This is a genomic window from Xanthomonas sp. CFBP 8152 (assembly GCF_014199025.1).
GTDB classification, from domain to species: domain Bacteria; phylum Pseudomonadota; class Gammaproteobacteria; order Xanthomonadales; family Xanthomonadaceae; genus Xanthomonas; species Xanthomonas arboricola_B.
This window is the reverse complement of record NZ_JACHNO010000001.1, coordinates 1,500,830-1,515,801: the sequence shown is the minus strand read 5'-3', so window position 1 is coordinate 1,515,801 and position 14,972 is coordinate 1,500,830. Positions and strand designations below refer to the sequence as shown.

Below are 14,972 nucleotides of genomic sequence, written 5' to 3'. Positions count from 1 at the left end.
AACGTACCCTCATCCGCCCTTCGGGCACTTTCTCCCGAGGGAAGAAGGGAACGGCGCGGCGAGCGGCGCGGAGCGCACGCGCCTCACACATTCAACAACAGGAACTCCCGCTCCCACGAGCTGATCACCCGGAAGAACGTCTCATATTCCTTGCGCTTGACGGAAATGTAGGCGCGCACGAAGCGCCGCCCCAGCATCTCCTGCAAGGCCTCGCAGCCCTCCAGTCCGTCCAGCGCCTCGCCCAGCGAGCGTGGCAGACCGTAGCCCTGCTGCTTGCCGTTGCTGCTGATCGGCGCGGTCGGTTCGAGCCTCTCGCGGATGCCGAGCAAGCCGCAGGCCAGGGTCGCCGCCATCGCCAGATATGGATTGGCATCGGAGCCCGCAAAGCGGCTTTCCACCCGCATGTTCTGCGGTACATCGATCGGCACACGCAGCCCGCAGGTGCGATTGTCGAAGCCCCACAGCACATTGCTCGGCGACACCTCGCCGAACATCAGCCGCCGGTAGGAATTGACGTTGGGCGCCAGCAATCCCATCGCCATCGGGATGTATTTCTGCAAGCCACCGAGATACTGCGCGAAGGTATCGCTGAAGCCGCCTTCGCGTTTGCCGCTGAACACGTTCTTGCCGGTGCCGGCATGCAGCAGGCTTTGATGGATATGCATCGCGCTGCCCGGCTCGGTCTCCATCGGTTTGGCCAGAAACGTCGCATACACGCCGTGCCGCAACGCGGCCTCGCGCATGGTGCGCTTGAACAGGAACACCTGATCGGCGCGCGAAAGCGCGTCGGCGTGGGTGAAGTTGACCTCCAGCTGCGCGGCGCCGGATTCATGGATCAGCGTATCCACGTCCAGTTCCATCGCATCGCAATAGTCGTACATCAGGTCCAGGATCGGGTCGAACTCGTTGACCGCATCGATCGAATACGATTGCCGCGCAGTCTCCGGGCGACCCGAGCGCCCGGCCGGCGGCAGCAACGGAAAGTCCGGATCGGTGTTCTTCTGCACCAGGAAGAACTCCAGCTCCGGCGCCACGACCGGTTGCAGCTTGGCCTCGGCGTACGCGTCCAGCACCCGCCGCAGCACGTTGCGCGGGGCAAGCTCATGCGGTTGCCCGTCCTTGGTGTAGCAATCGTGGATGACCTGCGCGGTGGGGTCGGCCGCCCACGGCACCATGCGCACGGTGGACGCATCCGGGCGCAGATGCATGTCCGAATCCGATGGCGAGGTCAGCTCGTCGTAATCGTCCGGGACATCGCCGGTGACGGTGGTGGCGAAGATGCCTTCCGGCAGGCGGGTGCCATAGTCGTGCGAGAACTTGTCCGCCGGGATGATCTTGCCCCGTGCGTTGCCGGTGATGTCCGGCACCAGGCATTCGACCTCGGTGATGTGGCGCTCCTTGAGCCAGCGGCGCAACGCGCTCTCGGGCTGTTTGGGCCTGGAGATGCGCGAACGTGTGCGGATGGACATGCAACCTCACTGACCGCGTCGGGCGGCATACTGGCGACAGGCCTCGCCGAAGGCCTGAAAGATGGCACGGTAAAACGGATGCTGCGTGACACGCCACTCAGGATGCCACTGCACCGCGAGCAGAAAGCTCGGCCCGGAGCCGCGAAAGGCTTCGATCAGGCCATCCGGCGCAGTGGCCTCGATCACCAAGCCGTCGGCCAGGCGCGCAATGCCCTGCCCGTGCAGCGAGTTCACCGCGACCTGCGCGCTGCCGCTCATGCCGGCCAGCAGGCCGCCGGGATGCAGCTGCACCGGATGCGCCGGGCCGTACTGCGTGTCCAGCGGCGCGGCACGGTCTTCGCGGTGATCGGCCAGGCCGGGCACGTCATGCACGCGTTGGTGCAGGCGCCCGCCCAGCGCCACGTTGACCTCCTGCAGCCCGCGGCAGATCGCCAGCACCGGCAGGCCACGCGCAAGTGCCTGCGGAATCAGCCCCAGGCTGGTGGCATCGCGCGCCGGGTCGTGCGGATTGCCCTCCCAGCTCGGCTCGTCGCTGTAGTGATGCGGCTCGACATTGCTCACCGCACCGGTCAGCAACAGGCCATCCAGGCGATCCAGCCAGGCGCGCGCATCCAGCGTGGGTTGCAGGCTCGGCAACAGCACCGGCATTGCGCCGGCCGCGTCCACCACCGCGCGGATGTACTTCTCGCCGGTGGCCAGAAACGGATGCGGCCCTTGCTGGATGCGATCGGTCGGCAACCCGACCAGTGGAACGACAGCCATGCGGATCTCCCGGTTGAACGCTGCTGCATCACGCGCGCGCTCGCCATCAGGCCAAGCGTGGGCAGTGTGGGCGCCACCTGTCGGCGCGCTGCTGGCGTCTTGCGTGTCACCTGCATCCCTCCGACCGCGACGACGCGTCAGCGTGTGTTCGCCATGGGTCGATGGGCTGCATCGAGGATGCCTGCGAACTTACCGTGCGGCCACCAGCATTGCCAGGGGCGACAGGCGCACGTCGCGAAAGATCACCTGCGCTTTGCTAGTCTGAGCGGCGACCTTGCAGGTGGTGCCCATGGCTTCCGAGAACTCCGTCGCGTGCTTGCCCGCCACCGATGCCGCCACGCTGGCGCGGATCGATGGCTGCGAAGCGGTCGATCTGCTGTTGCCCGACACCAATGGCGTGCTGCGCGGCAAACGGGTGACAGCCGAGGTCCTGGGCAAGGTCTATCGCGATGGCGTGTGCCTGCCGATGTCACTGATCGCCACCGACATCACCGGCAACACCGTCGAGGAAACCGGGCTGGGCTATGCGATCGGCGATGCCGATCGCGTCTGCCGGCCCATCGCAGGTTCGCTGCGCCCCGTGCCGTGGGCACCGCGGCCGATGGCGCAGCTGCTGCTGGCGATGCATCAGCCGGACGGCGGCGTGTTCGAGGTCGCACCGCGTGCGGTATTGCAGCGCGTGCTGCACGGCTTTGCCGCAGTCGGCCTGACCCCGGTCATTGCAGTGGAACTGGAGTTCTACCTGTTCGATGCGGTACCCGATGCGCAAGGACGCCCGCAGACGCCGCGCGATCCGCAGACCGGTGAGCGCAGCGACAGCACCCAGGTGTATTCGCTGCAGGACCTGGACGACCAGCGTGCGTTTACCGATGCGGTGACTGCCGCCTGCCGCCTGCAAGGCATCCCGGCCGACACCGCCGTGGCCGAGTATGCGCCCGGCCAGTTCGAAATCAACCTGCAGCATCGCACCGATGCAGTGGCCGCCTGCGATGAGGCGATCCTGCTCAAGCGCACCATCAAGGCGATCGCGCAACAGCAGGGCAAGCTCGCAAGCTTCATGGCCAAGCCGTTTCCCGGCCAGGCCGGCAGCGGCCTGCACCTGCACGTGAGCCTGCTCGATATCGACGGGCACAATGTATTTGCCGGCAGCGTCGATGCACCCGCCAACCGCCTGCGCCATGCCATCGCCGGCCTGCAGCGGCACGCCGATGCCTCGCTGCTGCTGTTCGCGCCGCACGCCAACAGTTACCGCAGGTTCGTCAGCAACGCCTTCGTGCCGTTGGATGCGAGCTGGGGTTTCAACAACCGCACCGTGGCGCTGCGTATCCCGCATAGCGATGCCCGCAATACCCGCATCGAGCATCGCATCGCCGGCGCCGATGCCAACCCGTACCTGGCCGCCGCTGCCATGCTCGCCGCCCTGCTGGACGGCCTGCAACATCCCGGCGAGCCCAGCGCGCCAGTCACCGGCAATGCCTACGCGCAATCGGTCTTCCGGCCGCGTACCTGGCAGGCCGCGGTGGATGCATTCGGCGCCAGCGACTTTGTCGGCGCGCAGTTCGGCAGCCAGTTCCAGCACGTGTTCGGACGGCAGAAACAACGCGAGCTGCTCGACTACCAGGCGCTGGTGCCGGATCTGGACTACGCCCGGTACCTGCGGATCGTGTGATGGACGGCCCGGCCACATGGCTAAGGCCTGCCGATCCGCGGGGCAATGGCTATCCCGACAGCTGGTACGCCCGCAGCACGCCGGCCTTGCCGGAGCAACCACACCTGCAGGGCGCCCAACGTGCCGATGTCTGCATCCTCGGCGCCGGCTACACCGGCCTCACCGCCGCGCTTGCCCTGGCCGAGGCCGGCTACAAGGTCATCGTGCTGGAAGCCAGGCGCGTCGGCTGGGGCGCCTCCGGACGCAATGGCGGCCAGGCCATCGTCGGCTACGGCTGCGAGCAGGAAACCCTGGAAGCGCTGGTCGGCGATGCCGACGCGCGGCTGCTGTTCGACTTCTCGCGCGACGGCATGCGCTTGCTGCGCGCGCGCATCGCACGCCACGCCATCGCCTGCGACTGGCGCGACGGTCACGCCCATGTGCCACTGAAACCGCGCCAGGTGCAGGCCCTGCAGCACGGCATCGTGCGCATGGCCGAGCGCTACGACTATCCGTTGGAATGGTGGGACCGCGCGCAGACGCGGCAGGTGCTGGACAGCCCGCTCTACCTGGGTGCGATGTTCGACCCGGCCAGCGGCCATCTGCATCCGCTGGCCTATGCACTGGGCCTGGCACGCGCAGCGCTGGCGGCAGGCGTACGCATCCACGAGGGCTCGGCGGTTACCCGGCTGGAACACGGCGAGCGCGTGACGATGCAGACCGACCAGGGCAGCGTCAGCGCCGAGTTCGGCGTGATCGCCGGAAACGCCCTGCTGCACGACATTGCCACAGCGCTGGAACGCCGCATCATGCCGGTCGGCACCTATGTCGGCGCGACGCCGCCGTTGGGCCAGGCCCGCGCGCGCGCGCTGATCGCCAACGGCATGGCGGTCGCCGACACCAACCGGGCACTGGACTATTACCGGCTCAGCGCCGACCACCGGCTGCTGTTCGGCGGACGCGCCAGTTATTCCGCGCGTCCGCCGCCCGGCCTGGATCGGCTGATGACCCGACGCATGCACACGGTCTTCCCGCAGCTGCACGACGTGCCGCTGGAAACACTGTGGGGCGGCGACGTAGACATCTCGCGCAATCGCGCCCCGCATTGGGGCCGGCTGGCGTCCAACGTCTATTTCGCCCAGGGATTCTCCGGGCATGGCGTCGCCGCCACCGGCCTGGCAGGCCAGGTCATCGCCGAGGCCATCGCCGGCCAGAGCCGACGGCTGGATGTGTTCGCGCGCATTCGGCATCGGCCTTTCCCCGGTGGGCGCCTGCTGCGCACGCCGCTGCTGGTGGCCGCGATGAGCTGGTACCGGTTACGCGATGCGTTGTGGTGAACCAACTGCTGTCTTGGACACGTTGAGACGCGGCGCTCAAGTTTTGGCGAGCAGGGCCGTTAGCGGGTAGGACGGTTCGATCCGCACGGCCAGCCGATGCCCCCAGGTACCCTACATCGCAATAGTGAAAGCGCAGTCCTGCCGCAACGCGTGTTGCTGGTGGAGAATTCGCGCACCTTCACCAGCATGCTGCGCGAAGCCATCGAGCAACGCGTGGAGCTGCCGGTCACGGTCGTGTCGACCCTGGCAGAAGCCGCCCGTGTGCTCGACGAAGAAGACGGCTGGTTTCTGGTTCTGACCGGCCTGGTGTTGGTGGATGGCGACCGCGACAAGGTCGTGGAATTTTTCCTCTCGCGCAAACTGCCCACCGTGGTGGTCAGCGGCGTCTACGACGAGGATCTGCGCCAGCGCGTGCTGCAGAAGCAGATCATCGACTACGTCCTCAAGAACGCGCCCGGCAGCATCGAATATCTGGCGTGGCTGGTGCAGCGCCTGGAGCGCAACCGCCGCATCGCGGCGCTGGTGGTGGACGATTCCCTGTCCGCCCGCACCTATGCGGCCGCGTTGCTGTCGATGTACGGCTACCGCGTGGTGCTGGCAGCGGACGGTGCAGCCGGCCTGCAGGCGATCGAGCGCGATCCCGATATCCGCCTGACCATCGTCGACCAGGAAATGCCCGGCATGGAAGGGGTGGAATTCACCCGCAGGCTGCGTGCGGTCCGTTCGCGCGATAAGGTCGCCGTGATCGGCATCTCCGGCAACAGCGACTCGTCGCTGATCCCGCGCTTCCTGAAGAATGGCGCCAACGATTTCCTGCGCAAGCCGTTTTCGCGCGAAGAGTTCTTCTGCCGCGTGTCGCAGAATGTGGACCAGCTGGAATTGATTGGCACGCTGCAGGACCTGGCCACTCGCGATTTCCTGACCGGCCTGCCCAACCGGCGCTATTTCCTCGAACAAAGCCAGCGGGTGATCCCGACCTTGATGTCGCAGGACCAGACGGTCACTGCGGCAATGCTGGACATCGACCATTTCAAGCACATCAACGACACCTGGGGCCACGAAGCTGGCGACCAGGCGCTGCGGGCAGTGGCCGCATCGGTCTCCAGTCACGCGCGGCCACAGGATCTGGTGGCACGTTTCGGCGGCGAAGAATTCTGCCTGCTGGTCCCTGGGCTGGATGCCAACAACGCCGCCAGTTACTTCGAAACCCTGCGCGAACGCATCAGCGCGCTGCGCGTGCGGATCGGCGACGAAACCCTCAGCATGACGGTGAGCATCGGCGTGTGCATCGCCACCGAAGACGGCCAGTCGCTGCACCATCTGCTGGGCGAAGCGGACAAGTATCTGTACCTGGCCAAGGCCGGTGGTCGCAACCAGGTACGTCTGGCCAACTGACTGCCGCAGGCTCGCGCGCTGCACGGCTGGCAGCGTGCCCGATCCGGCGCTATCGCCGGCAACACCGCATCGCCCAGCAGCGCGGACACCGCCCGCGCGCCGCGGCCGGATTTGATCCAGATCAACGCGCTGGCGAGCGCGCGCGCCTATCGTGCCCTCATCGTAGGGAACAAGGGCGAACGATGGCTTTGCTGGTCTGGCAGGACGACCTCAACACCGGGATCGAAGTCATCGATCACCAACACCGGCGCATCGTGGAAATGATCAATCATCTGCATGCAGCGCAAGCCAGCCTGCAACGCCTGGCAGTGGCCGAGGTGATCGACGAATTGATCGACTACACGCTGTCGCACTTTGCCTTCGAAGAAGAGCTGATGGAGGAAGCCGGCTACCCATTCAGCCTGGCGCACAAGCGCGTGCACGAGGTCTTCGGCAAACGCGTCGGCGATTACCGGCTGCGGTTCCAGGCCGGCGAAGACGTCAGCGACGAACTCCGCAGCATGCTCTCGCGCTGGTTGTTCAACCACATCCGCGGCGACGACCAAGCCTATGCGCCGCAGGTGATCGCGCATCTGGACCAGTTCGCGCGCAGCCACCAGCACGGCAACTGGCTGGGACGCACGCTCAGGCGCCTGTTCGGCTAGCGCTCACGCCGGCGCAGGCGCGTGCTTGCGCGCGACAGGCAGTGCCGGTAGGTGCCGGTAGCGATCCATCGCGCAGGCACGTTCCCATGGATCGGCAGAGCGGCACCGCCAACACGACGGTGCGTCAATGCACGCACGACCTCGACCAGTGGCCCGAGCACCTCGTTCCGCGCAGACGCAGGCAGTTTCGTGGAAGCGCACCCGGGCGCGATCTGCCGTAGCGATGACGCGGTCCGCGCACGCCTTCAAACGCCAGTTCGGCGACGCGATCTGCGGGCCACTACCAACGCCAGCAGGCTCAGCACCGCCGCACCGCCCAGGTAGTGCCCCACCGCCTGCACACCGTAGCGCGCGGCCAGTTGCGTGGCCACGTACGGCGCCGGTGCCGCGCCCAGAATGCTGGCCAGGTTGAACGACAGCGAGGCGCCGGTGTAGCGCACTTCGGTGGGATACAACTCGGCCAGCAACGTGCCGCAGGGGCCGTAGGTCAGGCCCATGAAGAAGAATCCCAGCCCCAAAAATGCCAGTACCTGCAGCGGGTGATTGGCCTGGAACAGCGGCGCGAATGCCAAGCCGAACGCGACGATCGCAACACTGGCCAGCATCATCGCCAGCGGCGCGCCATGTCGGTCGCCGAACCTGGCCGAGAGCGGGATACCGATTGCGAAAAACACGATACCGGCCATCTGCAACAACAAGAACTGCTCCTTGTCGTAGCCCAAGGTCTTGGTGCCGTAGCCCAGCGCGAACACCGTCATCAGGTAGAACAGCACGAAGGTGGCGAACGCGCCCAGCGTGCCGATGATCAGCGCCGGCCAGTGCTGCGAGATCACCGTGCCCAAGGGCAGGCGCACACGCGTTTTGTGGTCCAGGGTCTTCTGGAAATCCGGCGTCTCGGTGATGCTCAAGCGCACCCACAAGCCGGTCAGCACCAACAACGCGCTGGCCAGAAACGGCACCCGCCAGCCCCATTGCATGAACTGCGCATCGTCGAGCACCGCACCCATGCCGAGAAAGGTGCCGGTGGACAGCAGAAAGCCCAGCGGCGCACCCAGCTGCGGAAACATGCCGTACCACACGCGCTTGCCGGGCGGTGCATTTTCGGTGGCAAGCAGCACGGCTCCGCCCCACTCGCCGCCCAGGCCCAGGCCCTGGCCAAAGCGGCACAGCGCCAGCAGCGCAGGGGCGAACACGCCGATCTGGGCGTAGCTGGGCAGCAAGCCGATCGCCACGGTGGACAGGCCCATCGTCAGCAGCGCGGCCACCAGGGTGGCCTTGCGTCCGATCCGGTCGCCGAAATGGCCGAACACCGCCGAGCCCACCGGGCGCGCGACAAAGGCCACCGCAAACGTCGCCAGCGACTGCAGCATCGCCGCACTGCCATCGCCCGCCGGAAAGAACAGCGTAGGGAACACCAGCACCGCAGCGGTGGCGTAGATATAGAAATCGAAGAACTCGATGGTGGTGCCGATCAGACTGGCGAACAGCACGCGCGCAGGCGAATTGATGGGAGCAGCAAGCGGCGCGGCGGCAGTCATCGTTGATCGGTATCCAGACAAGACAAGACGGCCGATTCTGGCAGATTGCAGCAACGGTTTGCGCAGACCAATCGGCCTGCAAAAAGTTACAACCGTGACTGCTTGCCTTTGCAGGTAGTGACAGCCTCATGTCTTTCGGAATCTCGGTTGCTTTGGAGTCGCCGGACAGTGTTGATAGATTATTTGTAGAGCGAATGATCTGCGGCTTGGTTGCAGAGCCCTAGTCCGCCCACCATTACAGGACACGCCGCAAGTACGTCCTTGTAGGCTCTTACGCGGCATCCATGCCGCGTAAGGTCCCGCGACGGTGGGCGGACAAGGACCAGTCGAGATGGTCGGTGTGCGCAGTTGAGAGCAGTGCGGGATACGCGTTGTTCGGATCACGTTGCGCCCGATCAGCTCCCGATGCAGGCCGAGCAACAGGCAGGCTTTCAACACGCGACCTACAAACGTCTCATCTTCCCACCGCAAGCCGAGAAATAGGCTTTGAGGAGAACAGCCGACCAACTCTCTGGTGCGGTGTCCTTGCCGGTTGCGGGACCCTTGGCGGCATGGATGCCGCCAAGGAGCCTCCACGGACGGATTCACGGCGTGTCCCGCAAGCGGTGAGGACACCGCACGCCCAACCAACCAGGCTTTTGACTCAAGCGTTTGACTGCCTCCATAACGGCGCCACGATTCAAGAGCTCGGCGGGTCTTGGAGTGGCTGATAGATCGCTTGCAGAGCGTCGGGTCTGCGGCTTTGCTGCAAGGCTCTTGCCCGCCCACCATCGCAGGACACGCCGCAAGTACGTCCCTGTAGGCTCTTACGCGGCATCCATGCCGCGTAAGGTCCCGCGACGGTGGGCGGGCAAGGAGCCGTCGAGATGGTCGGTATGTGTGGTTGCAAGCAGGACATGGCGTGCGTTGTTCGGATCAGTGCGTCCGATCAGCCTGCCGTGCAAGTCAGGCAGCAGGAAAGCACCTGCACGTTGATCAGTCGCCTTGGGGCGTTTGCGTCATTGCATGTTGCGCATGTGCTGCCAGCCCGACATCCGTCAGCACCGCGAGTTGGCGCTCGCCGCGGTCTTCCACCCGGATCCAGCCCGGACCAGGCTGACCGTCCAGACTGGCACTGCCCAGCCACGCCAGGGTGCGCAGCAGCACACTCATGCGCACGCCCAGTTGCTTGCACAGGCGCGCCAGCGACACGCCTTCGGGCGTATCGGCCAACGTGTCAAGCAACAACGCGGTGAGCTGCGGATCAGCGGACAAGCACTGCTCCGATGTCGCGCGGCGCCACATCTGCGGTTTCGGCGCGATGCGGCAGCACGATTACCGGAATCGACTTGGACGTCGGCGTACGCGCTTCGTCGGCAAAGCTGGACAGCGGCACCAACGCATTGGTTTCCGGGTAATACGCCGCCAGACAGCCGCGCGGAATGTTGTAGTCCACCAGCAGGAAGCGGCGCGCCTGGCGATGCACGCCGTCCTCGCACAGACTCTCCAGATCCACCCAATCGCCAGGCTTCATGTTCAACGCGGCGATGTCCGCACCATTGATGAAGAGCACCCGGCGCTCGCCGAACACGCCGCGATAGCGGTCGTCCAACCCGTAGATGGTGGTGTTGTATTGATCGTGCGAGCGTGTGGTGGCCAGCGTAAACACCATCTGCCCGGCGTGGCTGCGGCGTGCGCGATGGATCGGGTTGTCGGTCGGCACCGCGTGCGGTTTGAACACCGCGCGCTTTTCGGGCGTCACCCATTGCCGATCGCGCGCGGTGTTGGACAGGCGGAATCCGCCCGGCACGCGCACGCGCTGGTTGAAGTCGGCAAAATCGGGGAACACCTGAGCGATCAGGTCGCGAATGCGGTCGTAATCGCCCACCAGCCAACGCCAGCGGATCGCACTGCGCGTACCCAGCGTCGCCTCGGCCAGGCGCGCCACGATCGCCGGTTCGGACAGCAGCTCCGGCGAGGCCGGCGGGTTGATGCCGGCCGACAGGTGCACCATGCTCATCGAATCTTCCACCGTCACGCCTTGCGAGCCGGCGTGCTGGATGTCGATTTCGGTACGGCCCAGGCACGGCAGGATCAGCGCAGCGCGCCCATGCACCAGATGGCTGCGATTGAGTTTAGTGGTGACGTGCACGGTCAATTGGCAATTGCGCAGCGCGCGATGCGTGGCATCCGTATCCGGCGTGGCGGCGGCAAAGTTGCCGCCCATCGCAAAGAACACCTTGCCGCGCCCGTCCAGCATCGCCTCGATCGCACCGACGGTGTCGAAACCGTCTTCGCGCGGCGGCGCAAACCCGAACAGCGTCTGCAACTTGTCCAGGAAGGCGGCCGGCGGTTTTTCGTAGATCATCATCGTACGGTCGCCCTGCACGTTGCTGTGTCCGCGCACCGGGCACACGCCCGCACCGGGACGGCCCAGATGGCCGCGCAGCAACAGCAGGTTGGTGATCATGTGGATGGTGGCCACCGAATGCTTGTGCTGGGTGATGCCCATGCCCCAACAGGCGATCACGCGCCCGGCGTTGAGATAGAGTTCGCCGGCCTTGCGCAATGCCGCCTCGTCCAGCCCGGACTCTTCGACGATGGTGTCCCAGGATTCGCCGTGCACCTCGGCAGCAAAGGCGTCGAAGTTGGCGGTGTGGGCGTCGATGAATTCCAGATCCAGCAGGCGTGGCGTGCCATCGCGCTGGGCCTGTGCATCCCGCTCGAGCACATGCTTGATGATGCCCTTGACCGCGGCCAGATCGCCGCCGATCTTGAGCTGAAAATAATCCGAGGCGATGCGGGTGGAGCCGTTGTGCAGCATCTCCAGCTTGTCCTGCGGGTCGGCGAACTTTTCCAGGCCGCGCTCGCGCAGCGGATTGAATACCGCGATCGCCGCGCCGCGCTTGGAGGCCTGACGCAACTCGCCGAGCATGCGCGGGTGATTGGTGCCCGGATTCTGACCGAAGATGAAGATCGCATCGGCCAGTTCGAAATCGTGCAGCGACACCGTGCCCTTACCTACGCCGATCTGCGAACGCAGCGCAATGCCGGACGGCTCATGGCACATGTTGGAGCAGTCGGGGAAGTTGTTGGTGCCGAACTCGCGCACGAACAGTTGATACAGAAACGCCGCTTCGTTGCTGGTGCGCCCGGACGTGTAGAAGATCGCCTCGTCCGGCGACGCCAGCCCGTTGAGGTGCGCGGCGATCTGCGCAAACGCCTCGTCCCAGCTCACCGGCACATAATGATCGGTGGCGGCGTCGTAACGCATCGGCTGGGTCAGACGGCCCTGCCCTTCCAGCCAGTAATCGCTGTACTGCGACAGCAGGCTGACGCTGTGCGAGGCAAACAGCTCCACCCCGGCGCGGCGCGCAGTGGACTCGGCCGCGACGGCTTTGGCGCCGTTCTCGCAAAACTCGAAGGTGGAGGTGTGATCGCGGTCGGGCCAGGCGCAGCCGGGGCAGTCGAAACCGTCCGGCTGGTTGGCATGCAGCAGGGTCTTGGCGCCCTGCACCGCGATGTCCTGTTCCATCAGGTGCTTGGCGACCGAGCGCAATGCGCCCCAGCCGCCGGCGGGGTTGTCGTATTGCTGGATGGTCTTCTTGCTCATGCGGGCTCTCCCACGACGGCGCCCAGGTCCAGGCGCTGCGGATGGCTGTAAACGACACAATCGTGATCGCGGGCAAACCCGATCAGGGTCAGTCCCGTACTATCGGCCAGGCTGATTGCCAGCGCGGTCGGTGCCGATATCGCTGCGAGCAGCGGAATCCGCGCCTGCGCGGCTTTCATGGCCATTTCGTAACTGGCGCGGCTGGTCACCACTGCAAACCCTCGCGATGCATCGACGCGCGCGTGCGCCAGGGCGCCGATCAGTTTGTCGAGCGCGTTATGCCGGCCCACGTCTTCGCGCACATAGCGCAATACACCTTGTGCGTCGGCCCAGCCGGCGGCATGCACCGCGCCGGTCTGCGCGGCGATCGGCTGCTGCGCATGCAGCGCGTCCAGTGCGCGGGCCAACGCCGCCACATCGATCTGCAGCGACGACTGCAGCAAGGGCGGCACACGCAGCACGGCCTCGATCGACTCGTTGCCGCACACTCCGCAACCGCTGCGGCCATCCAGATTGCGGCGCCGCCGGTCCAGTGCAGCGGCCCGGTCGGGCGGGATCTCGATCTGCAACCAGGCGCCTTCCAGAAACGTCTCCACCGCCACCACGCGCAAGTCCTGCGGATGCTCGACGATGCCCTCGCTCAGCGAGAACCCGAGTGCGAAATCCTCCAGGTCCTCCGGCGTGGCCATCATCACCGCGAACGGCACACCGTTGTAGTTGAACGCCACCGGCATTTCGGCCGCCACCAAGTCCTGCACCGTGGCGTTGCGGCCGCCGCGGTGGCGGACAACCGTGCGCACCACGCTGCCCGGGCGCACGGAACGGGAAGACGGAGTAGTCATCTCATCTCAGTGGAATAACTCAGTGGAACAACACGGAGGCTTTCTGCAGCGTGACCCAGATGCCCCAGCACATCGGCACACCGACCGCCAGCCAGGCCAGCGCGACCAGTGCCGGATTGCCGCCATGCCCGACACGCTCCATCTGCTCCGGCGGCAGCACCACCTTGCCGCCGTGGTCCGCCTTCTCGTGCGCCAGTCGCTTCTCGCGCGCCAGTTCGTCGGGCGTCATGAAGTGCCGCGCGGCCACCGGACGCACCAACAGGTTGCAGATCAGACCGAGCACCAACATGCCGGCGAGGATGTACATGGTGGTGTTGTAGACCTGTGACGGCGGGCTGCCGTGGGCCAGCTGGTACTCACGCATGTAGCCCACCACCATCGGACCAAGAATGCCGGCGGTGGCCCAGGCGGTCAGCAGGCGGCCGTGGATGGCGCCCACCATCTGGGTGCCGAACAGGTCGGCCAGATACGCCGGAACGGTGGCGAAACCGCCGCCGTACATCGACACGATGATGCAGAAGATGCCGGCGAACAGCGCGATTCCGCCCACGCCGCCGGCCGACGGCGCGGCCGCATACAGGCAGATGCCCAGCACGAAGAACAGCGTGTAGGTGTTCTTGCGGCCGAGCCTGTCGGACATGCTGGCCCAGAAGAAGCGGCCGCCGATGTTGAACAGGCTGAGCAGGCCGGTAAAGCCTGCCGCAATGGCCGCGATGCTGGTCAGCTGCGCCGCATTCAGGCTGCCGAAGCCGACCTCCACCCCGATCAACCGGCCGCCGAAGACTTCCTGCAGCATCGGCGAGGACATGCTGATCACGCCGATACCGGCCGACACGTTCAGGCACAGCACGCCCCACAGCAGCCAGAACTGCGGGATGCCCCAGACCCTGCTCACGTGCACGTGATGGGCAGTGATCATGGCGTTGTTGCTGGCCACCGGCGCGGTCCAGCCGGCCGGCGCCCAGCCGCTCGGCGGCACGCGGTAGCCGAACGCGCCAGCCATCATGAAGACGAAGTACAGCGCCGCCATCACCAGGAAGGTTTCCAGTACGCCCACCGAGGTCGGCGTGGCGAAGTGGCGCATCAGCGCATCGGCCAGGGGGCTGCCGATCATCGCGCCGCCACCGAAGCCCATGATCGCCATGCCGGTCGCCATGCCGCGACGGTCCGGGAACCACTTGATCAGCGTCGACACCGGCGAAATGTAGCCCAGGCCCAGACCGATGCCGCCGATCACGCCCGAGCCCAGCCACAGCATCCAGATCTGGTGGAAGTGGATGCCGGCCGCCGAAATCACCAGCCCACCGCACCAGCACAGCGCCGAGACCACACCGGCCTTGCGCGGGCCGGCGCGTTCCAGCCAACCGCCCCAGATCGCCGCCGAGCAGCCCAGCAGCACGAAGAACAGCGTGTACATCCACTGCAGCTCGCTGATCTTCCAGTCGCAGGTGGTGGCGACCATGCGCGCGAACAGGCCCATGTCGGCCGGGCAGGCGATCGCCTCGGTGATGCCCAGCGCCTTGGACAGCGGCAACCAGAACACGCTGAAGCCGTAGGCCATGCCGATACACAGGTGGATCGCCAGTGCCGCCGGCGGTACCAACCAACGATTGAAGCCCGGACGCGCAACGATGCGCTCCTTGGACAGCAGGCCGGCGTCTGCGCCGTTGGCGCTCGCAACGGTGGACTCTTGTGTCATTCCCGTTCCCCAAAGAAGTATGAAGAAGTGTGTCCGGCGCGCCTGA

General features: G+C 65.9%; 11 protein-coding genes. 4 read left to right on the top strand and 7 right to left on the bottom strand.

The annotated features are described in order from the left end of the window. Window positions 1–83: 83 nt before the first annotated feature. The gene (locus FHT09_RS06335) at window positions 84–1,469 is read right to left on the bottom strand and encodes a glutamine synthetase family protein (protein ID WP_104604861.1); all 1,386 of its coding nucleotides are present in this window, start codon (window positions 1,467–1,469) and stop codon (window positions 84–86) included. Window positions 1,470–1,475: 6 nt separating this feature from the next. Next, window positions 1,476–2,231 carry a gamma-glutamyl-gamma-aminobutyrate hydrolase family protein gene (locus tag FHT09_RS06330; RefSeq protein WP_104604863.1) on the bottom strand — a complete coding sequence of 252 codons (756 nt, stop codon included), beginning with the start codon at window positions 2,229–2,231 and terminating at the stop codon, window positions 1,476–1,478. 289 nt (window positions 2,232–2,520) lie between these two features. Here FHT09_RS06330 and FHT09_RS06325 point away from each other — a divergent pair, with 289 nt between their 5' ends. The 4 genes from FHT09_RS06325 (at window position 2,521) to FHT09_RS06310 (ending at window position 7,255) form a co-directional block, all read left to right on the top strand. Beyond that, window positions 2,521–3,900 (top strand): glutamine synthetase family protein, encoded by a 1,380-nt coding sequence (locus FHT09_RS06325; protein ID WP_104604865.1) that lies wholly within the window; start codon window positions 2,521–2,523, stop codon window positions 3,898–3,900. Next, the gene (locus FHT09_RS06320) at window positions 3,900–5,216 is read left to right on the top strand and encodes an FAD-binding oxidoreductase (protein ID WP_104604867.1); all 1,317 of its coding nucleotides are present in this window, start codon (window positions 3,900–3,902) and stop codon (window positions 5,214–5,216) included. The genes FHT09_RS06325 and FHT09_RS06320 overlap by 1 nt, the downstream gene beginning before the upstream one ends. A gap of 96 nt (window positions 5,217–5,312) precedes the next feature. After that, entirely contained in the window at window positions 5,313–6,611 is a 1,299-nt protein-coding gene (locus FHT09_RS06315) for a diguanylate cyclase (RefSeq protein ID WP_181141224.1), read from the top strand. A gap of 182 nt (window positions 6,612–6,793) precedes the next feature. Continuing rightward, window positions 6,794–7,255 (top strand): bacteriohemerythrin, encoded by a 462-nt coding sequence (locus tag FHT09_RS06310; protein WP_104604871.1) that lies wholly within the window; start codon window positions 6,794–6,796, stop codon window positions 7,253–7,255. 245 nt (window positions 7,256–7,500) lie between these two features. Here FHT09_RS06310 and FHT09_RS06305 read toward each other — a convergent pair whose 3' ends face one another. From FHT09_RS06305 to FHT09_RS06285, 5 genes are all read right to left on the bottom strand, one after another. Continuing rightward, window positions 7,501–8,793 carry an MFS transporter gene (locus tag FHT09_RS06305; RefSeq protein WP_104604873.1) on the bottom strand — a complete coding sequence of 431 codons (1,293 nt, stop codon included), beginning with the start codon at window positions 8,791–8,793 and terminating at the stop codon, window positions 7,501–7,503. A 975-nt stretch (window positions 8,794–9,768) separates the two neighbouring features. Next, a complete protein-coding gene (locus tag FHT09_RS06300) occupies window positions 9,769–10,047 on the bottom strand; it encodes a hypothetical protein (RefSeq protein WP_181126251.1) in 279 nt (92 codons plus the stop codon). After that, entirely contained in the window at window positions 10,037–12,385 is a 2,349-nt protein-coding gene (locus FHT09_RS06295) for an FdhF/YdeP family oxidoreductase (protein ID WP_104604875.1), read from the bottom strand. Before FHT09_RS06295 ends, FHT09_RS06300 begins: the two co-directional genes overlap by 11 nt. Continuing rightward, window positions 12,382–13,227, bottom strand: coding sequence for a formate dehydrogenase accessory sulfurtransferase FdhD (gene fdhD, locus FHT09_RS06290; protein ID WP_104604877.1), 846 nt, complete (start codon window positions 13,225–13,227; stop codon window positions 12,382–12,384). The genes FHT09_RS06295 and fdhD overlap by 4 nt, the downstream gene beginning before the upstream one ends. Window positions 13,228–13,246: 19 nt before the next feature. Continuing rightward, entirely contained in the window at window positions 13,247–14,926 is a 1,680-nt protein-coding gene (locus FHT09_RS06285) for an OFA family MFS transporter (RefSeq protein WP_104604879.1), read from the bottom strand. Between the last annotated feature and the right edge of the window lie 46 nt (window positions 14,927–14,972).